This window comes from Blattabacterium cuenoti (assembly GCF_014252355.1).
GTDB lineage: Bacteria > Bacteroidota > Bacteroidia > Flavobacteriales > Blattabacteriaceae > Blattabacterium > Blattabacterium cuenoti_AD.
In genome coordinates this window covers 482,130-508,399 of sequence record NZ_CP059217.1, presented here as the reverse complement: position 1 = coordinate 508,399, position 26,270 = coordinate 482,130, and the positions used below count along the sequence as shown (strand labels likewise).

At 21.0% G+C, this 26,270-nt stretch carries 25 protein-coding genes and 2 tRNA genes; 14 read left to right on the top strand and 13 right to left on the bottom strand.

The features are described from left to right. The first annotated feature begins 4 nt into the window (after positions 1-4). From H0H38_RS02490 to yihA, 3 genes are read left to right on the top strand one after another with little or no spacing between them, the layout of a single operon-like run. Entirely contained in the window at positions 5-745 is a 741-nt protein-coding gene (locus H0H38_RS02490) for a ribonuclease III family protein (RefSeq protein WP_185872715.1), read from the top strand. A 1-nt stretch (position 746) separates the two neighbouring features. Further along, complete coding sequence (locus tag H0H38_RS02485) at positions 747-1,523, top strand: alpha/beta fold hydrolase (protein ID WP_185872714.1); 777 nt, start codon at positions 747-749, stop codon at positions 1,521-1,523. Continuing rightward, the gene (yihA, locus tag H0H38_RS02480; RefSeq protein WP_185872713.1) at positions 1,504-2,118 is read left to right on the top strand and encodes a ribosome biogenesis GTP-binding protein YihA/YsxC; all 615 of its coding nucleotides are present in this window, start codon (positions 1,504-1,506) and stop codon (positions 2,116-2,118) included. Before H0H38_RS02485 ends, yihA begins: the two co-directional genes overlap by 20 nt. Here yihA and H0H38_RS02475 read toward each other — a convergent pair. The 3 genes from H0H38_RS02475 to H0H38_RS02465 are packed head-to-tail and all read right to left on the bottom strand — an operon-like array spanning position 2,085 to position 4,197. Then, positions 2,085-2,504, bottom strand: coding sequence for a type II 3-dehydroquinate dehydratase (locus H0H38_RS02475; protein WP_185872712.1), 420 nt, complete (start codon positions 2,502-2,504; stop codon positions 2,085-2,087). The genes yihA and H0H38_RS02475 overlap by 34 nt on opposite strands. A 14-nt stretch (positions 2,505-2,518) precedes the next feature. Then, the gene (locus tag H0H38_RS02470) at positions 2,519-3,259 is read right to left on the bottom strand and encodes a pseudouridine synthase (RefSeq protein WP_185872711.1); all 741 of its coding nucleotides are present in this window, start codon (positions 3,257-3,259) and stop codon (positions 2,519-2,521) included. 8 nt (positions 3,260-3,267) lie between these two features. Beyond that, on the bottom strand, positions 3,268-4,197 hold the full coding sequence (locus tag H0H38_RS02465; protein ID WP_185872710.1) for a GHMP family kinase ATP-binding protein: 930 nt from the start codon (positions 4,195-4,197) through the stop codon (positions 3,268-3,270). 69 nt (positions 4,198-4,266) lie between these two features. Between H0H38_RS02465 and H0H38_RS02460 the strand changes: the two genes are divergently transcribed. The 3 genes from H0H38_RS02460 to H0H38_RS02450 all read left to right on the top strand — a co-directional run bounded on the left by H0H38_RS02460 (position 4,267) and on the right by H0H38_RS02450 (position 8,623). Beyond that, positions 4,267-5,160, top strand: a complete 894-nt coding sequence (locus tag H0H38_RS02460; RefSeq protein ID WP_185872709.1) for an NAD kinase — start codon at positions 4,267-4,269, stop codon at positions 5,158-5,160. Between the two features lie 69 nt (positions 5,161-5,229). After that, positions 5,230-5,967 carry an isoprenyl transferase gene (locus H0H38_RS02455; RefSeq protein ID WP_185872708.1) on the top strand — a complete coding sequence of 246 codons (738 nt, stop codon included), beginning with the start codon at positions 5,230-5,232 and terminating at the stop codon, positions 5,965-5,967. Positions 5,968-6,220: 253 nt separating this feature from the next. Continuing rightward, a complete protein-coding gene (locus tag H0H38_RS02450; RefSeq protein WP_394798865.1) occupies positions 6,221-8,623 on the top strand; it encodes a BamA/OMP85 family outer membrane protein in 2,403 nt (800 codons plus the stop codon). Positions 8,624-8,638: 15 nt separating this feature from the next. Here the strand turns inward: H0H38_RS02450 and H0H38_RS02445 are convergent. Then, positions 8,639-8,711: transfer RNA gene (locus H0H38_RS02445), tRNA-Phe, on the bottom strand. A 659-nt stretch (positions 8,712-9,370) separates the two neighbouring features. Here H0H38_RS02445 and H0H38_RS02440 point away from each other — a divergent pair. After that, positions 9,371-11,506 carry a peptidylprolyl isomerase gene (locus tag H0H38_RS02440; RefSeq protein ID WP_185872706.1) on the top strand — a complete coding sequence of 712 codons (2,136 nt, stop codon included), beginning with the start codon at positions 9,371-9,373 and terminating at the stop codon, positions 11,504-11,506. A 7-nt stretch (positions 11,507-11,513) separates the two neighbouring features. Here the strand turns inward: H0H38_RS02440 and H0H38_RS02435 are convergent, their stop codons facing one another. Further along, on the bottom strand, positions 11,514-11,687 hold the full coding sequence (locus H0H38_RS02435) for a Sec-independent protein translocase subunit TatA/TatB (protein WP_185872705.1): 174 nt from the start codon (positions 11,685-11,687) through the stop codon (positions 11,514-11,516). A gap of 66 nt (positions 11,688-11,753) precedes the next feature. Between H0H38_RS02435 and H0H38_RS02430 the strand changes: the two genes are divergently transcribed. Beyond that, positions 11,754-12,452, top strand: coding sequence for a TerC family protein (locus H0H38_RS02430; protein ID WP_185872704.1), 699 nt, complete (start codon positions 11,754-11,756; stop codon positions 12,450-12,452). Here H0H38_RS02430 and H0H38_RS02425 read toward each other — a convergent pair. From H0H38_RS02425 to H0H38_RS02415, 3 genes are all read right to left on the bottom strand, one after another. Continuing rightward, complete coding sequence (locus H0H38_RS02425; protein ID WP_185872703.1) at positions 12,439-13,608, bottom strand: dihydrolipoamide acetyltransferase family protein; 1,170 nt, start codon at positions 13,606-13,608, stop codon at positions 12,439-12,441. The two genes, H0H38_RS02430 and H0H38_RS02425, sit on opposite strands and share 14 nt — an antisense overlap. Positions 13,609-13,653: 45 nt before the next feature. Continuing rightward, the gene (gene pdhA / locus H0H38_RS02420) at positions 13,654-14,649 is read right to left on the bottom strand and encodes a pyruvate dehydrogenase (acetyl-transferring) E1 component subunit alpha (RefSeq protein ID WP_185872702.1); all 996 of its coding nucleotides are present in this window, start codon (positions 14,647-14,649) and stop codon (positions 13,654-13,656) included. 66 nt (positions 14,650-14,715) lie between these two features. Beyond that, positions 14,716-16,029 (bottom strand): UDP-N-acetylmuramoyl-tripeptide--D-alanyl-D-alanine ligase, encoded by a 1,314-nt coding sequence (locus tag H0H38_RS02415; RefSeq protein ID WP_185872701.1) that lies wholly within the window; start codon positions 16,027-16,029, stop codon positions 14,716-14,718. A 591-nt stretch (positions 16,030-16,620) separates the two neighbouring features. Here H0H38_RS02415 and H0H38_RS02410 point away from each other — a divergent pair. The 3 genes from H0H38_RS02410 to H0H38_RS02400 all read left to right on the top strand — a co-directional run bounded on the left by H0H38_RS02410 (position 16,621) and on the right by H0H38_RS02400 (position 17,939). Next, positions 16,621-17,103 (top strand): nucleotide modification associated domain-containing protein, encoded by a 483-nt coding sequence (locus H0H38_RS02410; protein ID WP_185872700.1) that lies wholly within the window; start codon positions 16,621-16,623, stop codon positions 17,101-17,103. Positions 17,104-17,109: 6 nt separating this feature from the next. Further along, positions 17,110-17,874 (top strand): triose-phosphate isomerase, encoded by a 765-nt coding sequence (gene tpiA / locus H0H38_RS02405; RefSeq protein WP_185872699.1) that lies wholly within the window; start codon positions 17,110-17,112, stop codon positions 17,872-17,874. After that, positions 17,865-17,939: transfer RNA gene (locus tag H0H38_RS02400), tRNA-Arg, on the top strand. The genes tpiA and H0H38_RS02400 overlap by 10 nt, the downstream gene beginning before the upstream one ends. A gap of 12 nt (positions 17,940-17,951) precedes the next feature. Here the strand turns inward: H0H38_RS02400 and H0H38_RS02395 are convergent. From H0H38_RS02395 to ubiE, 5 genes are read right to left on the bottom strand one after another with little or no spacing between them, the layout of a single operon-like run. Next, positions 17,952-18,815 (bottom strand): sigma-70 family RNA polymerase sigma factor, encoded by an 864-nt coding sequence (locus tag H0H38_RS02395; RefSeq protein ID WP_185872698.1) that lies wholly within the window; start codon positions 18,813-18,815, stop codon positions 17,952-17,954. A 57-nt stretch (positions 18,816-18,872) separates the two neighbouring features. Beyond that, positions 18,873-21,017 (bottom strand): polyribonucleotide nucleotidyltransferase, encoded by a 2,145-nt coding sequence (locus tag H0H38_RS02390; RefSeq protein WP_185872697.1) that lies wholly within the window; start codon positions 21,015-21,017, stop codon positions 18,873-18,875. A gap of 10 nt (positions 21,018-21,027) precedes the next feature. Beyond that, on the bottom strand, positions 21,028-21,297 hold the full coding sequence (rpsO, locus tag H0H38_RS02385) for a 30S ribosomal protein S15 (RefSeq protein WP_185872696.1): 270 nt from the start codon (positions 21,295-21,297) through the stop codon (positions 21,028-21,030). 54 nt (positions 21,298-21,351) lie between these two features. Then, positions 21,352-22,860 (bottom strand): GH3 auxin-responsive promoter family protein, encoded by a 1,509-nt coding sequence (locus tag H0H38_RS02380; protein WP_185872695.1) that lies wholly within the window; start codon positions 22,858-22,860, stop codon positions 21,352-21,354. 22 nt (positions 22,861-22,882) lie between these two features. Then, complete coding sequence (gene ubiE / locus H0H38_RS02375; protein ID WP_185872694.1) at positions 22,883-23,623, bottom strand: bifunctional demethylmenaquinone methyltransferase/2-methoxy-6-polyprenyl-1,4-benzoquinol methylase UbiE; 741 nt, start codon at positions 23,621-23,623, stop codon at positions 22,883-22,885. A gap of 42 nt (positions 23,624-23,665) precedes the next feature. Between ubiE and H0H38_RS02370 the strand changes: the two genes are divergently transcribed. From H0H38_RS02370 to H0H38_RS02360, 3 genes are read left to right on the top strand one after another with little or no spacing between them, the layout of a single operon-like run. Further along, positions 23,666-24,775 (top strand): 3-oxoacyl-ACP synthase III family protein, encoded by a 1,110-nt coding sequence (locus H0H38_RS02370; RefSeq protein WP_185872693.1) that lies wholly within the window; start codon positions 23,666-23,668, stop codon positions 24,773-24,775. Between the two features lie 4 nt (positions 24,776-24,779). Next, a complete protein-coding gene (locus H0H38_RS02365; RefSeq protein WP_185872692.1) occupies positions 24,780-25,031 on the top strand; it encodes a type B 50S ribosomal protein L31 in 252 nt (83 codons plus the stop codon). 1 nt (position 25,032) lies between these two features. Then, a complete protein-coding gene (locus tag H0H38_RS02360; protein WP_185872691.1) occupies positions 25,033-26,229 on the top strand; it encodes a putative sugar nucleotidyl transferase in 1,197 nt (398 codons plus the stop codon). Positions 26,230-26,270: the final 41 nt, after the last annotated feature.

Genomic DNA, 26,270 nt, shown 5'->3' with positions numbered 1-26,270 from the left:
AATTATGATTGTTCAAAAAAAAGAAAATTTATTGTTTTCAATTGATTCATTAAAAAAAATATTAGGATTTTATCCAAAAAATTTAACACTATTAAAAAAAGTATTTGTATATGATTTCATTAATAATACAACAATTAATTCAGATAATGATTATTTAGATTTTCATAGATTAGAATTTCTTGGAGATGCAGTATTAAATTCTATTATTTCACATTTTTTGTGTGAACAGCTACCAGAAAAAAAAGAAGGAGATCTAACACAAGTAAGATCAAAGATAGTATGTAGAAAAAATTTAAATAAAATTTCAAAAAAATTATTATTTGAAAATATTTTATTAAATCATAAATTTTATTATATATCAGATAATATATTAGGAAATACATTAGAAGCTTTAATAGGATTTATTTATTTAGAACTTGGATATGTAGGATGTAAACGTTTTGTCTATGATAAAATATTACATTATTATGTTGATTTATCTAAAATACAAAAAGAAATTTTTAGTTATAAAGTATGGATTTTAGAATGGTCTCAAAAAAATAAATTTTTTATAAAATTTGAAACTTATAAAGAAGACAAAAATCAAATATCAATTAAAAATAAGCATTATTATTTATCTAAATTAACATTAATTAATTATGGAATTAAAACAATAGGTAAAGGGTTATCAAAAAAAAAATCTGAAGAAAATGCGGCAAAAGCTGCATATATTATTATGAAAAAAGAAGATAATCAAACATTATAATATGTTTAATAAAAAACAAAAATTTTCTTACATAAAAAAAGGATCGGGACATCCATTGATATTACTTCATGGATTAATGGGTGGATTAAGCAATTTTAATGCACTTTTAGAAGTTTTTCCAAAAAAAGGATATAAAGTTATTATTCCTGTATTACCTATTTATAAAATGCCTTTATTATTTACAAATATTTTTAGTTTATCAAAATATATTATACAATTTTTAATAAAAATAGGAATTAAAAAGGCTACATTAATAGGAAATTCTCTTGGTGGACATATTGCTTTAATTATAGCAAAAAAGAGGCATGATTTAGTTCATTCTTTAGTATTAACTGGAAGTTCTGGATTATTTGAAAAATCTTTTGGAGAAGCTTTTCCTAAAAGAGAAAATTATGAATATATAAAAAAAAAATCACAAGAAGTATTTTATAACCCTAAAATAGCAACTAAAGAATTAGTAGATGAAGTATTTAATGTAGTTAATGATAGAAAAAAAGGAATTAAAATTTTATATATTGCTAAAAGTGCAATGAAAGATAATATGTCGAAAGATTTATCTATAATTCAACAACCTATTTGTTTAATATGGGGAAAACAAGATCCTGTTACACCCCCAATAGTTGCTAAGGAATTTCATAGATTGTTACCTCATTCTGAATTATATTGGATAGATAAATGTGGACATGTTCCTATGATGGAGCATCCCAAAATATTTGTAAAAATATTAGAAAAATGGTTATCAAAATTTGATTTTCATCATGAAAAATTTTTTTGTTAAATTTGAATATAGCGTTACTGATTTAAATCAATTAATAAATTCAATATATCCAGAATATGCTTGTATTGGGCGTTCTAATGTAGGAAAATCTAGTTTTATTAATTTTATTTTAGGTAATATAAAAATTGCTAAAGTATCTTCTTTTCCTGGAAAAACTAAATATATTAATTTTTTTTTTATAGATAATAAATGGAAGATAGTAGATTTACCTGGATATGGATTTTCTAGATTATCAAAATTTCATAAACAACAAAATAATAATTTAATTAATAATTATATTTTTAATAGAAAAAATTTAGTTTGTTTATTTGTAATTATAGATAGTAGATTAATTGTTCAAAAATCTGATTTAAATTTAATAAATAAATTAATAATGTATAAAATCTATTTTTGTATTGTATTTACAAAAATTGATAAATTAAATTATAAAATTTTAGATAAACATATAAATATATGTAAAAATGTAATTAATAAATTTTCTAATAAAATTTTTTTTTTTATAAAAAATAAAGATGGAAGAAAAAAAATTATTCAGCATATAAAAAATTTAAATAAAAAATTTTATATAGAAAAACTTAAAATACCTAATTCATAAGTTTTTAATCCAAAACCAAAGATAGTTCCTTTACAAACAGGTGATAAAAAAGATTTTGTTCTAAAAGATTCTCTAGCAAAAATATTAGAAATATGAATTTCTATAACTGGAGTAGTTATAGATTTTATAGCATCTGCAATTCCTATTGATGTATGAGTATATGCTCCTGCATTGAGCAGTATACCATCTATACAAAATCCAATTTTATGTAAACAATCTATAATTTTACCTTCACAATTACTTTGATAATAAGAAAGTTCAATATTTGAAAATATTTTTTTTATTTTATTAAAATAATTTATAAAAGTATCTTTTCCATATATTTCAATTTCTCGTTGGCCTATAAGATTTAAATTTGGACCATTAATTATACTTATTTTTTTCATATAGATTTTAACTTTTATTGATAAAAATTGTTTTTAAAAATATTGTATACTGTTTTTTCTGATAATATTTTCCATTTTCCTATTTTTAATTTTTGTTTTGTAAATCCTCCAAAATTGATTCTATCTAATTTAATAACTTGATAATGCAATTTTTTAAATAATCTTTTAATAATTCTATTCCATCCTATATGAATTTTGATTCTTAATTGATTATATTTAACATATATTATAGAATCAATTATTACTTTTCCTTCTTTTAAATAAATTTTCCCATTTTTGATTTTATTGATATCTTCATTTTTAATAATTTTATTTAAAACTACATTATAAATTTTTTTTACATTATATTTTGGATGTGTTAATTTTTCTGTAATATATCCATCATTTGTTAATAATAAAACACCTGTAGTGGAAGAATCTAATCGTCCAATTGGATAAATTTTATTATTATTTTCTATTTGTGGTGGAATTAAATTCATAATTGTTTTTCTATGTAATGGATCATGTGTAGAAGTAATAAAACCTTTTGGTTTATTTATAAGTATATATATTTTTTTTTGACTTGAGACACGATTTCCATAAACAGTTACGATATCATTAATATTAATATAAGTTCCAAGTTTTTGAACTAATTTGCCATTTATTTTAACAATTCCTGATTTAATTAATTTATCTGCATTTCTTCTAGAAGCAATACCAGATGTAGATAAAAAACGATTTAAACGTATATATTTTATTTTATTATTTAGTGTCATTATTTATATTAAAATCTAAAAATTACTATTGTTTGATATTTATTTAATTTTTTTTTAGATAAATCATAGTCATAAGTAAATCCAAGAGTAAAACCACCACCTCCTGATCCACATAATTTTAAATAATAAATATTATTTAATAATCCATATATCCATATTTTAGATATTTCTTTTGGGATCATTGGATTTAAATATTTAAATATCCAAAAGGAAAGAATTTTGATTTGATGTAATAAAATTTCTAAATTTCCTTGTATAAAATGAGTGATGCATTTATTATTATATTGTATAAATTCTTCTATGAAAATTTTTTTAAATTTTTGATTTTGTAATTTTTTGAAAAAAATTTTTATCATATAATCAGTTTGTTTTGGGAATCCTGAATTTAATAAAAATATAGCACCTTTACCTTGATTTTGATTTAATTTTTTAGGAATATTGACAATATTAATATTGTTTTTGGATTTCATTAAAATTGGTTTTTTTAAATAACAACTTAATGGATCCATCCCAGAACTTATACCATGAAAATATGACTCCATTTTACTAAATATTTCTTTTAATTTAATTATATTATTCATTGGTTGTTTTACTTGATTTTTTTGAATATAATATTTATGATATATAGCAGCCACTAATGCTCCTGAACTTCCAATTCCATATCCTTTAGGTATATTAGAATAAAAAATTATACCTTTATTAAGGTCATTATATAATTTATTAAAATCAATATTTATTGTTGTTTGTTGTAAAAAATGAGCAAATTTTCTTAATTCATAATTATTATAGTTACATGTTGTATTGTTATTATAATAATTAGATGGAAATTTTAAATATCCTGTATAAAAATTATTTGGAATAGATAATCCACTATAATTTTCTATAATTACATATTCTCCAAATAATAGTATTTTAGAAGTAAAACAATAGTTTTTCATGTTTCATAACCAAGTAGTAATACATTTTTATAAGTAATTTAGCAAATTACTTAACATTACATTTTAAAAATGAAAATAGCTTTATATGGCCAAAAATTTATCGACAAAAATATTCCATATTTTATTAAATTTTTAACTTATGCATATAAACATTCAATAGAGATATATATAGAAAAATCATTTTTTGACTTATTATCATCATTTAATGAATTAAAAAATTTGAAGTTTCCTATATTTTATAATTATAATGAATTAACAAAAGATTTTAATTTAATGTTTACTTTTGGTGGAGATGGAACAATATTATATGCTATTACATTGATTAGAGATACTGGAATTCCAATTGTTGGAGTCAATACAGGCAATTTAGGATTTTTAGCTACTTTTAATCAAGAAGTTTTAATAAAAAAACTTGATCAAATATTTAACTACAAATTTCATATTTGTCCTCGAAGTTTATTATGGTTAGAAACTTCTATTTTAGATAAAAAAAAACAATTTTTTAATTTTGCTTTAAATGAAATAGTCATTTTACGAAAAGAAACAGTTTCTATGATTACTATAGATACTTATATAGATAATAAATTTTTAACATCTTATTGGGCAGATGGATTAATTATTTCTACACCAACTGGTTCTACTGGATATTCTTTAAGTTGTGGAGGTCCAATTATTGCTCCTGATAATAAAAATTTTGTTATTACTCCAATTTCGCCTCATAATTTATTTTCTCGTCCATTAATTATTTCTGATAATAAAAGAATTCATTTGAAAATACATAGTCGTGGTCATGTTCAATATTATTCTTTATCTATGGATACTAGATTGACTTCTTTAAAAGAAGAAAATGAATTATATATTAAAAAAGCTCCATTTTATATATATCTTATTCAAGAACAAGAATATATTTATTATAAAACTTTAAGAGAAAAATTATTATGGGGTATGGATCAAAGAAATTAATTCAATATTTTAAGATCAATCTATTTTTTCTGTATATTATTATGATTTTTATTGTTTATTGCTGAACTAATGAATACACGTTTAGAAAAGAATTTAAATAAAAATGATAATATACCTAGACATATAGCTATAATTATGGATGGAAATGGGCGATGGGCTGAAAAAAGAGGAAAATTAAGAATTTGTGGATATAAAAATGCTATACATTCTATTAAAGATGCTATAAATGGATGTAAAGAATTAGGAATTCCTTATATCACATTATATGTTTTTTCTTATGAAAATTGGAATCGTCCAAAAGAAGAAATAAATCAATTAATGAATTTATTTCATTCACATTTTAAAAAATATTTAAAAGAAATGGATGATAGTAATATTAGAATTCTTACTATAGGCGAATTAAAAAAATTTTCTTATAATATTCAAAAAGATTTAGTGTTATTTGTAAATCAAACAAAACATAATACATCTATTACTTTAGTTTTGGCTTTGAGTTATGGATCTAGAATAGAAATTATAGAAGCTACAAAAAAAATAGCTAAACAAGTTAGTATGGGATGTTTATCTATAGAGGAAATAGATGATTCATTTTTTAAAAAAAATTTATATACTAAAGATATACCAGATGTTGATTTAGTGATTAGAACAAGTGGAGAACAAAGATTAAGTAATTTTTTACTTTGGCAATCAGCTTATGCTGAATTATATTTTACAGATATATTATGGCCAGATTTTAGAAAACAAGATTTATTTGCAGCTATAGAAAATTATAAAAGAAGAAAACGTCGTTTTGGAAAAATTGCATAATAGTTTCAAGAAAATATTATTTTTATTTTGTATGTTTTTATTAATAAATATATCATATATAAAAACAAAAACTATAACCATTAATAAAATTAATGAAATAAATCAAGAAAAGAGAGATGAAGATGAAGATGAAGATGAAGATGAAGATGAAGATGAAGATGAAGATAAAAATGAAGATGAAGATAAAGATAAAAATGATAAAGAGGAAGATCAACAAATAGAAATTAACAACATAGATAAAAATAATGTATTTGTGATAAAAAATATTTTTATTAAAGGAAAAACACAATATAGTATTTATAAAATATCACAAATATCCAATATACATAAAGGCGATTGTTTAAATCTTCAAGAAGGAAAGACAATAGATAATGCAATTCATAGATTATGGAATAGTAATTTATTTAAAAATATTTCTATTTATAAAGAAAATATTAAAAATAAAAAAAATAATAAAAATGAACTTAATATCTATTTTGAATTAGAAGATAGAATATCTTTTAATAAAATTATTCTGAAAGGAGTAACTAAAGAAATAGAAACATATAAATTTCTTTGTTTGAATCATAATTCAGATATTATATCTGATGATTTTATTCAAAAATTAAAAAATGAAATTATTGATTTTTATATCAAACAAGGATATTTTAAAGTATCAGTAATTTCTACTAATCTAGATCTAGATAAAAATAATAATTCTTTAGTTGTAAATGTTAATTTAGGAAAAAAAATATCTTTATCAAAGATATTTTTTCATGGAAATAAAATTTTTTCTGATAAAGAATTATATAATATAATGATACAAAATCAAAATAATAATGATAACTATTTATATCATTTGTATCATCAAGGTGTTAATAATATTATATATAAATATCAATCTCTTGGATTTAGAGATATTGAAATAACATTAAATCATATTCAAAATAATAAAGGGAATTCTGAATTAATAGTTAATGTATCAGAAGGTAAAAAATATTATATAGGAAATATTAATTTTGTGGGAAATACTGTTTATAATACAAAATATTTAAAAACAATATTACATTATAATACTGGAGATATTTATAACAAACAAGAAATAGAAAATATAATTTTAAATAAAAATATAAATAACAGTATAATTTATAATTATCTCAATTTAGGATATTTTTTGATTAAAATATTAATTTTAGAAAAAAAGATAGTAGATGATAAAATTTATTTAGAGGTGAATATAGAAGAAAATCATCCTGTATATGTTAAAAATATATATATTTCTGGTAATAAAATTACATCAAATCATGTTATTCAACGAGAATTAAAAATTAATACAGGAGATCGTCTTTCAATTAAAAAACTTCATGAAGATTTAATACGTTTACAATCATTAGATCTTTTTAAGATAGTCTATCCCAAAATTATTTATCATAATAATGATTTAGTAGATTTAAAATGGAAAGTTATTGAAGACAATCATCATTCTGTTAAATTTATGGTTGAAGAAGGTTATGATAAAAACAGTTCTTTAGGATCTTTAAATTTTTTATTAAAAAATGTTTCTATTAAAAAATTATTAAATATAAAACAATGGAATCCATTTCCAAATCCTCAAGGTGATGGACAAAAATTGTTATTATATAATAAAATTGGAAAAAATGTACAACATTATGGTATGACTTTTATTGACCCTTGGATAAAAGACACAAATCATATCTCATATTTTGTAAAAATAGATTTTATAAATAGAATAATTAAAAATATTTTTGATCCTGATTTTTTACTTTTACATGAAAAAAATAATTGTAATATTCGTAATTGTAATCTTACAAATAATAAATTACTAAATAAAATAGGTTATTCAATTGGAATTAGCAAACCTTTAACATTTCATGATCCATATTGGAAATTAGATTTTTTGATAGATTATGATAGATATATTTATAATAATAATAATAAAAATAAAGAAGAAAGTCCTATATATTTAAATAATTTATTTTATTTGATTTCTTTGAAAAAATTTAATAAAGAATTAACAAATATATTTCCTTTAAGTGGATCAAAAATGGAAATTAATGGTTTATTTACATTACCATATAGTAATATATTTAATGATGAATATTCTCATCAATCTTGGTTAGAATATTTTAAAATTAAATCATTATTTTATTTATATAAAAAAATTTTTGATAAAATGGTGTTGAAAACTGGATTGGAATGTGGCATTTTAGGAAATTATAATAATAAAAAAGATTTATTTGCTTTTCAAAAATTTTATATGGGAGATATTCATCAAAATATATATGGAATATTTTCTCCATCTGATTTTATTCCATTAAGAGGTTATGCATCAGAAAATCAAAATTTTAATAATCCAGGAGGATTAATGTATAATAAATATTTTTTAGAAATGCGTTATTTAATTTTTAATGATATGTTTAATAACACATCAAATAAATTATGGGCAAATGTTTTTTTAGAAGGTGGAAATATGATTACACAAAATTCAAATCAATTATATAATAAAAAAATGAAACAATCTATTGGATTTGGATTTCGTTGTTCGTATATTCCATTAGGAATATTTGGTGTAGATTTTGGATATCCATTATATCCAGATGAAAAAAATAATAAAACATGGAAAATTCATTTTATAATGGAGAATAATAATGAATAAAAAATAATATTATCGTGGTATCTCCCGGAATCGAACCGGGGACACAAGGATTTTCAGTCCTTTGCTCTACCTACTGAGCTAAGATACCTGATTTATTTTTTTATTTTTACAACAAAAAACAATTATAAATAACAAAAACATATTTATGGGTTTTAACATTATTATATAATAATTGATTTTTTTATTCGATGGAAGGTATGAAAATAATATTGATTTATTATAGTTCATTTCATAAAATAAAATTGAATTATATAAATTCATATTACATATTTATAAAGCATTATCATTTTTTATATAATTATATATTATTTTATATTTTTTTATAAAAAATTTTATTCTACTTCTATTAGTTACTTAATGAATAATTACATTAAGGAATGTAAATAAAAAAAATTGGATAAAAAAATTAAATTTTTTATATACGATAAGTTATAAAATTATAAATCAGATTATGATTATCGATATTAGGAATAATTTTTAATTGTATGTATAAGGATTATCAAAGGTATGATTCCTAATTAATATTATGATTTTGACAAAATTTTTTATTATACGCTTGTTCTTTTCTTGTTTAAATATTAAATATAACTTATTTTAAGTTAAATCATATAAATATAAAACATTAAGTGTATTGATAGTTTGTCATAACGTAAATATTCATAAATATGGTAAAAAACATTATTATTGATAATATTTTTTATATAAAAAAAATATAACAATTATAAAAAAATCAATTTTTTTAAAAAAATGAATTTATTAAAAATTATTAGAACAAATTATTGGATAATATTATTGTGTATAGTATGTTTTTTTTGTACTATGATTTTAGAAATCAATGGATTAATTTTTTTTTTAAAAAAAAAATCTAATATTATTGGAAAAATTAATAAAGAACCTATTTTTTTAAATCATTATATAAATACATTGTATTTATTAAAACAATTTCGTAAAAATATTCCAGATTATGTATTAAAACAAGAATCTTGGAAATTATTAGTATACGAAATTTTATTAAATCAACAAGTAAAAAAATTAGGTATTAAATGTACAGCACAAGATTTTTGGAATGCAATATATCATCAATCAATATATAGTTATATTTCAGATTTTAAAAATTCTGATGGGTCATTTAATATTAAAAAATTTTTAATTTATTTACAACAAATAGATAATCATGACTCAAATAATTATAAAATATATCAAGATAAAAATCTTTGGAATTATGAAAAAAATAATATCATAAAAAAAATTTTATCTAAACAATATATAGAAATGTTAATGTATGGGTTAAATGCTACTTATTTAGAAGCAAAAAGACATTATTTAAATAAAAATTGGCAATCAATCATTGATTATATTGTAATTCCTTATTCAGAAATAGAAAAAAAATATCATTTTGTATCTGTTAAAAATTGTGAATTGATAAATTATATAAAAAAACATAAATTTTTATATAAAAAAGAAAATATAAGAACTTTAAGTTTTATTATAGCAAAAACTAAACCATCCATAACAGATAAACAATATTTAGAGAAAAAAATAAATAATTTTTTATTTAAACTGAAAAATATAAATCATGATAATAATTTTTTATCTAAAGAATCTGAAATCATTTTAGATAACAATTTTTATCTAAAAAAAGATTTACCTCATATTTTAAAGAAATTGATAAATGAAAAAAATCATCATTATAACCCTATTATAATTCAAAAAGGAAATTTATATTTAATAGCTAAAATAATAGGGGAAAAAAAAATTTCTGAAGATGTTACATATAGTCATATATTAATTTCTCACAAAAATGCTGTTAATTATTATAATAAAAGAACAAAACAACAAGCTTATAAAAAAGCTTATAATTTGTACAAAATTTTGAAAAAAACTCCATCAAAATTTATTTGTTTTGTGAAAACACAATCTGATGATTATTTAAATGCAAAAAAATATAATGGTAAATTAGGATTTATGAAATATCATTATAATATTCCAAAATATGTTGGACAATTTAATTTTTTTGATCCAAAAATTAAAACGGGAACAATAAAAATTATTGAAACTAAATTTGGATATCATATTATTAAAATAGATAAAAAAAGCAATCCAATTTCAGCATACCAATTTATTTTTTTAACAAAAAATCTAGTTCCATCTAAAGAAACAAAAATCAAATTATTTAATAATGTACAAAAATTTTTAATTCAAAATAAAAAACAATGTTTAAATCAATTTATTAATAATGCAAGAAAAAATAAATATGAAACAATTTTTTTAAAAGATATAAAAGAAAATGATTCTACAATAGATGGATTAAATACAGAAATAGATAAAAAAATTATACATTGGTCATTTGATAAAACAAGAAAAGAAGGTGATTATAAGATTATGTATAATAATAATAAGGATTATTATATAATAGTTTATTTATCTACCATAAAACAACCAGGATATTCTATTTTAGAAATAAAAAATAATTTAATATCTAAAATTAGAAAACAAAAAATTAATAATTTTTTTAATAAACAAATTAAATATACATGTCTAGATTTAGAACAACTATCTAAGTTATTTAAAAAAAAAATAAATAAAAATATCAAAATTAATTTTAATCAATCTTGGATAGATAATTATAAAGAACCAACAGTTATTGGATCTGCTTTTTCATTAAAAGAAAATGTCACTTCTAAACCAATATTTGGACAACATGGAATTTTTTTTATAAAACCAAAAAAAAATATTATAAATGTTATTAAACATTCATATAATAATAAGATATCTTATAATATTCAAGAAATAAATGATTTTTTAAAAAAAAATATGATAGAAATGCTAGGAGATATTTTGATTAAAAAATCATATATAAAAGATTATAGAAAATATTTTTAATGATTTTTTATTTTTTATTAAGAATGTCTTGTTGTATTTTTGTTTTTACTTTTTTTAAAAATTTTACTCCTTCTCCTATACCACGAGCAATTTCTGGTATTTTTTTAGGACCAAAAATAATTATTGCAATAAATATAATTAAAAAACTTTCTTCAAAACTTATAAATAAAATATTATTCATGTTTTATATTTTATTATATCAATTTAATATTTTTATATATTTTATTATCTATCTAATAATTAATCTATGAAACAGTTTATAATAGATATTATCAATCATCCAATAATTTCTTTATCTATAATAACAAATATTTTTTTTATAGAAAGTATATTATCTATGGATAATGTAGTCATATTAGCATCTATGATCAATGAAATAGAAGAAAAATATCGAAAAAAAGCTATGAAATATGGAATATTTGGAGCGTATTTTTTTAGAAGTTTAGCAATCATTTTTTCTTCAATCTTAATTCATATATGGTGGTTGAAATTATTAGGTGGAATATATTTAGTATATATTAGTTGTTTTTTCTTTTTAAAAGAACAAAAATATTTAAAATTTAATAGTAATAGATTAATTTATAATTCATTTTGGAAAATGATATTATCTATAGAAATTATAGATTTATCTTTTTCAATTGATAATTTATTTGCTATTATAGCATTTTCAAAAAATTTATTTTTAATCTTTTTGGGAACTTTTATGGGAATTTTTACTATGAGATATTTTGCAAAAATTTTTGCTAATATTATTAATAATAATGTGTTTATTAAACAATTAGCTTTTTTTATTATTTTATTATTAGGTATTAAATTAATATTAGAAACATATAATTTATGGCCATTTTCTTCAATCTTTGCAGAAAGTATTTTATCATTAATTACAATTTCATGTTTTCTACTATCAATATTTATATCATTTATAAAAAAAACTAAACTAAAATAGTGATTGGATCCTCTAACATTTTTTTTAAATCTAGTAAAAAATGACATCCTTTATTACCATCTATAATTCTATGATCACAAGACAATGTTATTTTCATTATATTTCCAATTTTTATTTTATGATATTTGACAATAGGTTGTTCCTTAATAGAACCTACAGACAAAATAGAAGAATTTGGAATATTAATAATGGAAGTAAAATAATCTATTCCATACATACCTAAATTTGAAATAGTAAATGTACTATTTTGGATTTCTTTTTCTTGAATTTTTCTTAATTTTGAACGTTCTACTTTCTCTTTTATTTCTTTTGATATTTGTAATAAAGATTTTTGATCGGAATTTTGTATAACTGGAACCATTAATCCATCTTGTATAGCAACTGCTATCCCTATATTTATATTATAATGATAAATAATTTCTTTTTCTTTCCATGTAGCATTAATATAAGGATGTTCTTTTAAAATAAGTGATACTGCTTTAACAATAATATCATTAAAAGATATTTTATGATTTGTTTTAGATAATGTATGATTCAATTCTTTTCTTAATTTTATTATTTTGTCCATTTCTATTTCAATAAATAAATAATAATGAGGTGCTGTAAATTTAGACAACGTTAAATGATTAGCTATCTCTTTTCTCATATTAGAAACAAGAATATGTTGATTCATATTCATATTATGATATCTATTTTTTTCATAAAAATCTTCAATATCTTTTTTTACAATTCTTCCACTATATCCTGTTCCTTGTTGAATATTATTAATATTTATTCCTTTATCTTGTATCATCTTTTTTGCCAAAGGAGAAATGAATTTTCTTTCTTTTTGTTTTTTTTCTGGTTGTTTTTTTTCTGGTTGTTTTTTTTCTGGTTCATTAATATTTTTATGTTTGATAAAAGAACTAATATTTTCTCCAGTCTGTCCAATAATTGCTAAAATATCATTAACACGAGCTTTTTCACCTTCTTTGATTCCACAATAAAGCAACACTCCATTAATATCAATTTCAAAATCTTGAATAGCTTTATCTGTTTCAATTTCAGCTAAAATATCTCCTTCGAACACTTTGTCACCTATTTTTTTATTCCATTTGACAAGAGTTCCTTCTTCCATAGTGTCACTTAATTTGGGCATAAATATGATTTCTGCCATTTTATTCAAAAATTTATTTTTAATGTTTAATAAAATATTAAATTTTTATTCTTTATCTATAAAAGGATAATTTTTTTCTTTATAAACAACATCATACATTTTCTTCAAAGAAGGAAAATTTGATTTTTCTGCATATTCTACACAATATTCTATTTCTTCTTTTATTTTATTTTCAATTAATGTCAGTTTATCTAAAGTTTCCCATTTATTATTTAATATGATTTTTTTTAATTTTAAAATAGGATCTTGTTTTTTATAAAAATTAATTTCATCTTTACTTCTATATGATTCAGCATCTGACATAGAATGTCCTCTATATCTATATGTTTGAATATCTAAAAAACTAGGTCCTTGGCCATTTCTAGCCCTATCAACTGCTGGATACAGAGATTTTGCAATATTTTCTGGATTCATTCCATTTACAGTAAGAGAAGGCATTTCATATAATAACCCAATTTTATAAAGTTCTTTGATTTGATTATTTCTCTGAATAGATGTTCCCATAGCATATTTATTATTTTCACATACAAAAACTACTGGTAATTTCCATATCATAGCCATATTGAAAGTTTCATGTAAAACACCTTGTCCAATAGCACCATCCCCCATTAATGTAATTGTTACAGATTTTCTATTAAAATATTTATCTGCAAAAGCAATTCCTGCACCTAGTGGAATTTGTCCCCCTACAATACCATGTCCTCCATAAAAACGATATTTTTTACTAAAAATATGCATTGACCCCCCCATTCCACAAGATGTTCCAGTTTCTTTTCCTAATAATTCTGCCATAATTTTTTTTGGATCTACTCCCATAGAAATAGGTAAAATATGACATCTATAGGCCGATATAATTCTATCTATAGATAGATCAATAGCATGAGTTATTCCAGCTGGAATAGCTTCTTGTCCATTATATAAATGTAAAAAACCTCTAATTTTTTGTTTTAAATAAAGAGATCTACATTTATCTTCAAATTTTCTCCAAAAAGACATATTTTTAAACCACTGAAGGTATGTATTTTTGGTGATTTTTTTCATATATATATGTATCTATGATAGTTTACAAAACAAATGTACTATTTAAGATAGTCATATGCAAAGATGTTAAAATAAATGAATAATATTTTCTAAAGCGTTTTTTCTAGATCCTTTAATAATAATATAATCTGTGTTAATATAATATTTATTATTATACCACCATTTAATAAATTCATCTGTATTATACAATCTAATAATTTTTTTGCAATTAAGATTTAATGTAACATTACAAAAATGTTTACCAATTACAAAGGATATATCAATTGTACTTTTTTTTAAAAAATTGATAATGTTTGTATGTTCTATTATAGAAAATTTTCCTAATTCTAACATATCTCCTAAAATAGCAATTTTTTTACCTTTAATTGTATTAAAAAAATTCAAGACACTAATCATACTACTTGGATTAGCATTATAACAATCATTATAAATAATGAATTTATCTTTTTTAATAATTTGAAACCGATTATTGTTTGGAATAAAATTTATAATTGATTTTTGAATATCTTTTAAAGAAACATTAAAATAAATGCCTATAGTAATTGCAGATGCTATATTATATACATTATGATAACCAATTAAATATTTTGAAAAAAATTGTTTATTTTTAACATATATAGTATTACAAATAGTAGTACAATCATATTTAATATTAACATCAAAAAATTTTTTTTCAGAAAAAATATATCTAGATATTCCTAAACTATTAGTAAGTTGAATATTATCATCTCCATTAACAAATACTGTTTTATTATTTTGTCTTAAAAAATTATATAACTCTAATTTACTACGAATAACCCCATTTATATTTCCAAATCCTTCTAAATGTGCTTTTCCAAAATTAGTTATATATCCATAATCTGGATTAATTATAGAACACATTTTTTCTATTTCTTTTTCATGATTAGCTCCTATTTCTATAACAGATAGATTTGCATTTTTAGGAATTGAAAGAATAGTTAAAGGAATTCCAATATGATTATTAAAATTAGATTTTGTATAATGTACAATATGATACTTTTTAGAAAGTATAGAGGCTACTAATTCTTTAGTTGTAGTTTTTCCATTGCTTCCTGTAATTGCTATAATTGGTATATATTTTAATTGTTTTCTATGAAAACAAGCTAATTTATGTAAAAAATTTAAAGAATTTTCTACAAAAAAAATTTTTTTATGATTGAATGCATATTTTTTATCATCTACTATAGAAATTAAAGCTCCATTTATAATTGCTTCGTAAGCAAATTGATTACCATTAAAATTTTTTCCTTTAATAGCAACAAAAATAGAATTTGTTTTTACATTTTTGCTATTGATTTCTATTCCTGAAGATATAGAATAATATAATTTGTAAAAATTTTGAATATAATTATCATCCATTTTATCTAAAAATTGTTTGTTTTGAAAAACAAATTGTCAAAATTTTTATTTTATAACTTATAAATAAATGTATTAATAATATGTTACTAATATTAAACTCATTTAATACATTATTATACAGCTGATTGGAAATTTGAAAATAATGAATTATTCATAGAATTTAACTTTATTTTTATATAACGATACAGTATTATTACTTAATTATTTTTTTATAAAAGATTTAACATGTTATTATTTAATCATTTTATTACATTATTTCCTTATTATATTACTACTGAATCAATTGCTTATAATATAATGCGCCATTATTGATGTTAAATAATATGTAAAAATTTTTAATAAATAATAATGATACGATTATAATAGAAATTAACTTAATAAGTCTATTGTATTATTATATTACATTTATATATCTCAAAATAATACAATCAATATAATTATATAATAACAAAATTATTTTTAATTGATTTAACCATATAAAAAAATAATCTATAATTAGTTTAACTATTTTTATAAAAATATACTTACTATACTGCACAAATTAATGATCACTTATTTATTTTTTTAATTTTTTGTTAAAAATTAATTCATATGAATAAAATTTCAATCAATTTTGTTATTAATAGTTGTAAGAACTTATTTAAAAAAAAATTACAACATTATAATTTTTCATGGAAATATATAGATAATTATTCTATAATAGATTTAATTATTGCAAAAACCATGAGAATAATTAATATTGAAAAAAAAGGATTTCAAATTATCAAAGAAGAAAGAATTGAAAATACATATATAGATATTATTAATTATATTATTATTATAATGATAAAATTAAATATTAATGATAATGACAAAATTTCATATTGTGATATTCTTTATGTTTATACAAAAAAAATTGAAAAAATTTGTAATTTTATAGAAAAAAAATCAAAACTTGAATATGTTTCTTTAAATTTAATGTTAAAAAAACTTTTTTATTTGAAAAAAAATAAAGATAAAATTTTATCCAATGAATTAGAACAAATTTGTTTCAAAATGTTATATATAACAATTTTATTATATTTAAATAAATAAATATAAATGAAGAATAAAATTATTATTGCAAATTGGAAAATGAATTATAATTTTTATGAAACTACTAATTTTTTAAGAAATTTATTAAAATTTTTTAATCATGACAAAAAAATACACAATAATAAAAAGATAATCATTGCACCATCTTATCCATTTTTGCATATTTCAAATCAAATTGTACAAGGAACTAATATTCATATTGCTTCACAAAATATGTTTCATATAGAAAAAGGATCTTATACTGGAGAAATATCTGCTATAATGTTGAAATCTATAGGAATTCAAAACGTAATATTAGGACATAGTGAACGACGAATATATTTTAATGAAACAAATAAAACATTATTACAAAAAATACATATTTCATTAAAAAATAGATTAAAAATTATTTTTTGTATAGGAGAAACATTAAATGAAAAAAATAATAATCAACAATTTATATCAATACAAAAACAGCTTGAAGAAACGATTTTTCTATGTTCTATAAAAGAAATAGAAAATTTAATAATTGCTTATGAACCTATATGGGCAATAGGAACTGGGCAATTTCCAATTCCTAATGAAGTTCAAAAAATGCATAATCATATTAGATTGTTATTTCAAAATAAATATGGTAAATTTGTTTCTGATAAAATACATATTTTATATGGAGGGAGTATTAATGAATTCAATTGTAAAGATTTTTTTCAACAAAAAGATGTAGATGGAGGATTAGTTGGTAATTCGTCATTAGAAATAGATAAATTTTTATCTATTATTAAGGCCTCGTAGCTTAATGGAATTAGAGCATCTGATTACGGATCAGAAGGTTATGGGTTCGAATCCCGTCGAGGTCTCCTTAAATTTAATTAACCTAAATAAGGTTTTAAAATTTTACTTCTAGAAGAATGTTTTAATCTTTTTAAAGCTATACTTTCAATTTGTCTTACTCTTTCTCTAGTTAAATCACAGGATTGCCCAACTTCTTCTAATGTCATTGGAGGAGCTCCATTTAATCCAAAATGTAATACAATGACACGTCTTTCTCTTTCACTTAAAGTTTCTAATATTCTTTTAATATCTTTTCTAAGAGATTCTTTTTCTAAATATTCATCTGGTCTAGGTGATTCATCAGATCTTACTAAATCATATAAATTAGAATCTTCTCCTTCTACTAACGGTGCATCCATAGAAACATGTCTACCTGAATTTTTAATAGAGTCTTCAACATCTTTTTCATTCATTTTTAAATATTCTGCAATTTCTATTGAAGTTGGATTTCTATGCAGCTCTTGTTCTAATTGAGAAAAAGTTTTTAATATTTTATTTAATAATGCTAATTTATTAGTAGGTTGTCTAATAGAACGAGATTGTTCAGCTATTGCTTGTAAAATAGCTTGTCTGATCCACCAAACAACATAAGAAATACATTTAAATCCTCGTGTTTCATCAAAACGTAATATACCTTTGATTAATCCCAAATTTCCTTCATTTATTAAATCACAAAGACTTAATCCTTGATTTTGATATTGTTTTGCAACAGATACTACAAAACGTAAATTAGCGTTTACTAATTTATCTATAGCCGATGCATCTCCATTTCTAGCTTGTCTAGCATATTCTACTTCTTCTTCTGGTGTTAATAAAGGAATTTTTCCGATTTCATGAAGATATTTATCTAAAGATTCAGATTCTCTATTTGTAACTTGTTTAGTTATTTTCAGTTGTCTCATATTAATTAATTTTAATTATGTATTTTTATACTACTACTACTACTACTACTACTATTACTATTCATCATTATTTTTTGTTGGTTTAGGTAATAAAACTTTTCTAGAAAATTTCATTTTGTGATTTTTATTATCAAATCCAATTAATTTTACATTAATAGTGTCTCCTAAATTTAATTCATCTTCTATATTTTTTAATCTTTTCCAACATATTTCTGAAATATGTAATAATCCTTCTACTCCTTTTGATATTTCTACAAACACTCCAAAATTTTTAATATTTTTTACTGTAGCTTTGTAAATGGTTCCTATTTTTGGAACAAACGTAATTTCTTTAATTCTATCAATAGCTTGATAAATTTTATTTAAATCATTTCCAATAATTTCAATATAACCAATATCTTCTTTTTCTTCAATGATAATATTAGTTTCTGTACAAGATTGTATTTCTTGAATAACTTTTCCACCAGGTCCAATGACAGACCCTATAAATTTTTTAGGAATTTTGATAATATGTATTTTTGGAGCAGATGATTTTAACTGTGTTCGATGTGTTGGTAATATTTTCCTCATTTGTTCTAATATAAATTTCCTACCTTGTAATGCTTGATTTAATATTTGATATAAAATATCCAAAGATAATACTTGTTTTTTTACATCCATTTGACATGCAGTAATTCCATTTGTAGTACCAGTAATTTTGAAATCCATTTCTCCAAATCCATCTTCTTCTCCAAGAATATCAGATAATATAACAGTTTTATTATGATTTATAAACAATCCCATAGCAATTCCAGATACTGGATTGATTAATGGAATTCCAGCATCCATTAATGCTAAACTAGATGCACAAACTGTTGCCATAGATGAAGACCCATTAGATTCTAAAATATCAGAAACAATTCTTATTGTATAAGGATTATCATTTATAATTAAATTTTTTAATGCTCTTTTTGCTAAATTACCATGACCTATTTCACGTCTAGAAACACCTCTAATTTGACGTATTTCCCCAGTAGAAAAAGGAGGAAAATTATAGTGTATATAAAATTTTTCATGATCTTCCATGATAACATTATCAATTTTATTAGCGTCTGAAGACGATCCTAAAGTCACTGTAGTTAAAGATTGTGTTTCTCCTCTTGAGAATAATGCAGATCCATGAACTCCTGGTAAATAGTTTACTTTACCGTATATAGGTCGTATTTGTTTATAAGTTCTATTATCTAATCTAATATTATCTTTTAAAATCATATTGGTTATGATTTTTTTTTTAATTTTTTCATAAAATTGATCAATCATTAATTCATTTTTTTCATTTAAAGCATTTTTTTTTTTAAAATTATTTAAAATCAATTTTTCTTGAATAGATCTTGTTTTTTTATCTAAAAATTGATTATACATATTTTTTATTAAATTATAAGAATATGAAAATAATTTTTTTTTCAATGTATATTGTTCTAATAAAGACAATGATTTTCTATTAACATCTAATTCAAATAGATAATTTTTTTTATTAAGTTTTATCATTAATTTAATTTGAGCATCTATTTGTTTTTTAATTGCTTTATGAGCTATAGAAATAGCTTGAATAAGAACATCTTCTTTGATTTCTTTCATTTCTCCTTCTAACATAATAATAGATTTTTTAGATGCTCCTACTATTAAATCTAAATCTGCTTTTTCTAATTGATCTAAACAAGGATTTATTATAAATTTTCCATTTATACGTATAATACGTACTTCAGATATAGGCCCATTAAATGGAATTCCTGCAACTGACAATGCAGCTGATGCAGCTAATGCTGCTAATTCATATGGTAAAAATGTTTTATCGTAAGATAAAAGAGAAATCATAATTTGTATTTCTTTTCTAAAAACATCTGAAAATGTTGGTCTCAATACTCTATCTACTAATCTCATTGTCAATATTTCTTCATCAGATGGTTTTCCTTCTCTTTTAATGAACCCTCCAGGAATTTTGCCTCCTGCATAATACTTTTCTCTATAATCAATAGTGAGTGGTAAAAAATTCATATCATTTCTTATTTCTTTAGACACAACTACAGTTGCTAATAAAATCGTATTATTTGCTCTAATCAAGGCAGATCCATCAGCTTGTTTGGCCAATTCTCCAGTTTCTATTACTATAGTACGACCATCTTCTAAAAAGCAAATTTCTTTTATTATATTTGGCTTTGACATAATAACTTATTTATTTTCTTAACCCTAATAGAACAATTAATTGTTTATAACTATCTAAGTTATTTTTTTTTAAATATTTTAATAATTTTTTTCTTTTTACAACTAATTTTACAAGTGATCTTTCAGTATTAAAATCCTTTTTATTTTTTTTTAAATGGTTACTTAAATGATTAATTCTATATGTAAATAGTGCAATTTGTGATTGAGAAGATCCAGTATCAATCATTGATTTTCCATAAGTTTTAAATATATTTTGTTTTTTATTTACAGTTAAAGACATAAAATAATTTTTTATAAATTTGAACATTAAAGGTAAAAAGATTTTATACGTTGTTTAGTTGATTTTAAGTAAATCGTCTAGATATTTTCTATTATTAGATAAACGAGGGATCTTATTTTGACCTCCTAATTTTTTATTTATCTTTAACCAATCATAAAATAATCCATTTCTTGCTATATATATAATAGGAGGTTGTAAAACTAAATTTTTATATCTTTTGATTTCATAATCAGAATTTAAATATTTTAATTCTTGATCCAAGATATCTCTAAAATTAAATACGTTTTTTGGAGGTTTTTTAAATTCTATAATCCATTCATGAGCTCCAGTATGTTTTTTATTAATATACATTGGTCCAGCTGTATATTCATGAATGATAGAATCAGTTTTAATACAAGTTTTATTTAAAGCTTGTTCCGCATTATCCATAATTAATTCTTCTCCAAAAGAGTTGATAAAATGAGTTGTTCTTCCGGAAATATAAATTCTATACGGAGTTAAATTAGTAAATTTAATGGTGTCCTCTACAATATATCTCCAAAGACCTGCATTAGTAGATATTACTAAAACATAATTTTTATTTAATTCCACTTCATCTAGAGGAATAATTTTTGGATAAGAATGATAAAAATCATCCATAGAAATAAATTCATAAAAAATTCCATGATTTAATAATAATAATAAATCTTTAGAATCTTTTTTATCTTGTACTGCAAAAAAACCCTCTGATGCACTATATACATTATAATAATTAGGCGTATGTTGATAAAATATATCATTATATTGTTTTCTATATGGATGAAAATTCACACCTCCATGAAAAATTACTTCTAAATTTGGCCATATTTCATTAATATTTTTTTTATTAGAAAAATTTAATAATTGGTTTAAAAAAATTAATAACCAAGAACAAACTCCTAACATAATTCTTACGTCTTGATTTATTGTTTCTTGAATTAAAATTTTTAATTTTTCTTCCCATTCACTCATCAATGCAATATTTTTTTTTGGAATACTAATATATTCTGCCCAAAGTGGAAGATTTTTAATTAAAATAGAAGATAAATCTCCATAAAATGTATTATAATTTTTATGTAATTTATGACTACCTCCTAAACGAAGGGCTTTTCCAAAAAACATTTTTGTTTCTGGATGATTATGTAAATATATAGATAACATATCTTGTCCTGCTTTATAATGACATTCTTTCATTGCAAGAGGAGTTACTGGAATATATTTACTTTTTGTATGTGTAGTTCCTGATGATTTAGCAAACCATTTTACTTGACCTGGCCATAATACGTTTTTTTCACCTTGTCTAATTCGTTTAATTATAGGGTAAATATCTATGTATTTAGACAAAGGAATTCTATTATAGAATTGTTGATAATTTTTAATATCATGGAATTTATATTTTTTACCAAATTCTGTTCTTTTAGAAAAAAAAATAAGTTTTTTTAATAATCTATGTTGAATATCTATAGGATATTTTAATGTTAGTTCTATATTTTGAATTCTTTTTTTAATAAAAAACGAAATTAAATATCCAGAAAAATTCTTCATAATGAAAATTGTTTTCTTTTTATCATTTTTGTTTTTTAGATAAATAAATAGTAACTATTCCAAATGTTAATTTTTGCATATAAATAATTGGTATATTATGATTTTTTAACAAATCTTTCATTTTTTTTCCAAAAAATGAAAAAGTATGAATAGAATTTTTTAAATAATCATAAGCAAAAATATTATTCGAAATTTTATTACCTATATGTTTTAATATAAAATTTGAATAAAAATGATAAATTTTTTTAATAAAAAAATTAGATGGGTAAGAAAATTCTAATATTCCTAACAAACCTATTGGTTTTAATATTCTAAATATTTCCCTAAAAGACATATTTAAGTCTATAAAATTTCTAACTCCAAAAGAAATAGTTATGATATCAAAAGTTTCATTATTAAAAGGAATATTATATGAATATCCTTGAATGAGTTTTATTTTTTTTTCTAATGAATGATTTTTTATTTTCATTTTTGCTATTTGTAACATTTTTGCAGAAGGATCTATAGCTATAATGTAATCTTTTTGAAATTTTTTAGCAAGTAAAATAGCTATATCGCCTGTACCAGTTGCTAAATCTAAAATCATTTTTTTGGAAAATTTGGAATATTTTTGCTTATTAGTATATTTATATATTAAATGAATAATTTTTTTTCTCCAATAAATATCAATACCAAAAGATAATAAATGATTTAATAAATCATATGTTGAAGATATATGATCAAACATTTTTACCAATTTTATATTTTCATAAAATTTGTCCATGAGAGATAATTTTTTTAAATTAATAAAATCAATCTTTATTGAATGATTAGATCAATCATTACAGGGACTGGGCATTATTTACCAAAAAAAATAATAAAAAGTGATTATTTTTTAAAATATTCTTTTTACGATCAAAAAGGTTTAAAAATAAAAAAATCTAATCAAGAAATTATTAATAAATTTAAAAAAATTACAGAAATAGAGGAAAGAAGATATGTACATAAAGGATTATTAAATTCTGATATTGCAACAATAGCCGCAAAAAAAGCGTTAATTCATTCTAAAATATACAAAGAAAAAATAGATTATATTATATCAGCACACAATTATGGAGATATTCATCCATTATCTTATCAATCTGATTTAATGCCCTCTATAGCATCTAGAGTAAAAAATAAACTTAAAATCAATAATCATAAATGTCGTCCATATGATATGATTTTTGGTTGTACAGGCTGGATAGAAGGAATGATATTAGCAGATCAGCTTATACGATCTAAATATGCTAAAAATATTTTAATTACAAGTTCAGAAACTTTATCTAAAGTAATAGATCCACATGATCAAAATGCTATGATATTTTCTGATGGTGCAGGAGCAGCGGTATTGTCTGCAGTAGATACTACTACTAAAGAAGAAGAAAATTATGGAATTCTTTATTTTGATTCTCAATGTAATACTAATGAAGAATTTCATTATCTTACTAATGGACCTTCTTTAAATCCAAATTATACAAAATCATTATTAAATATTAGAATGAATGGAAGAAGAATTTATGAGTATGCATTAAATGAAGTTCCAAAAATGTTAAAAAATATATTAGATCATGTTAATTTACATCTTAATGATATAAAAAAAATTTTAATTCATCAAGCTAATGCTAAAATGGATTATGCAATTTTCAAAAGATTGTTAAAATTGTATAATTATTCTTCAATAGACAAAGGATTATATAAAAAATTAATGCCTATGACTATTCAAAAATTTGGCAATTCTTCTGTAGCTACCGTCCCTACTTTATTAGATTTAATTCTTAAAGGAGAAATGCCTAATCATAATATTCAACCTGGAGATACAATTTTAATGGCCTCATTAGGAGCTGGTATGAATATTAATGGAATGATTTATAGATTTCCTTATTTTAAATTATAAAATTATGAAAAAAAATATACATCCAAAAAATTATAGACCAGTTGTTTTTCAAGATATTAATAATGAAAAATTTTTTATTTGTAAATCCACAGTAATTACAAAAGAATTTATAAAATTAAATGGAATAGAATATCCATTATACAAAATGGAAATATCTAGTTATTCACATCCATTTTATACTGGAGAAAAAAAATTGATTAGGAAAACAGGTCCATCAGAAAAATTTAAAAATAAATACAAAAAATATAATATTTAATATGGATGAATATTTTATATTATATGATGGAGAAATAGAATGGATTAATTTACTTCCTATTACATTTACTAAAACTATTTCAAAAATTCGTATAGGAATATTAACCATTCAAGATAGATGGGAAAAATATATTGGTGGAAAATCTATAATTTGTACAAAAAATTTTCTTTCAAAGAAATATATATTGAAAAAAAAATTAAATATAAAAAACATATTGATGATTAATTCATCATTTTTACCAAATGATGAATTATTACAATTACTATTTAATTTAAAAGAAAATGAAGCAATTTTTTGTTCCAAAACAAAAACAATGGTGGCTACACGTACAAGTACAAGTAGTAGTAGTTATAAAACTATAACTAAATTAAATAATAAATACAAAAAAATATATTCACTTGATAAAGTTATTTATATTAAAAATATATGGGATTTATTTGTTAATAACGATAAAGTTTTAAGACAAGATTTTGATTTTCTTACAAAAAAAAAGAAATCTTTTTCTTTATTAGGACCAAATTATATTATTGATAAAAAAAATATTTTTCTTGAAGAAGATTTGTATTCTTATAATGTTGTATTAAATGCTAAAATAGGTCCTATTTATATTGAAAAAGGAGTTCAAATTTTGGAAGGATCAATGATTCGTGGACCTGCAGCCATTTGTAGAAATTCTTTATTAAATATGGGAACTAAAATATATGGAGCAACTACTATAGGACCACAATGTAAAGTTGGTGGAGAAATAAAAAATTCTATATTTATTTCATATTCTAATAAAGCTCATGATGGTTTTGTAGGAGATTCTATAATTGGAGAATGGTGTAATATAGGAGCAGGAACTAATATATCTAATCTAAGAAATGATTATTCTAATAATAATAAAGTTTGGAGTTATGAAAAAAATAATTTTATTATAATTCCTATTCAATTTTTTGGTATGATTATGGGAGATTACTCTAAATCTTCTATTAATACTCAATTTAATACAGCTACAATAGTAGGAGTTGGGGCTAATATTTTTGGAATTGGATTTCCTCCAAAATATATTCCTTCTTTTTCTTTTGGTAATCATTATAATAAAAAAATATCTTTTTCACAAGTGTGTGAAACTGCCAAAAGAATGATGCAAAGAAGAAATGTATGTTTTTCATTTATAGATAAAACTATTTTAAAATATTTGTATTATTCAACATAAAATATAATCAATAATCGATAATAAAATCATATTTATTTTTT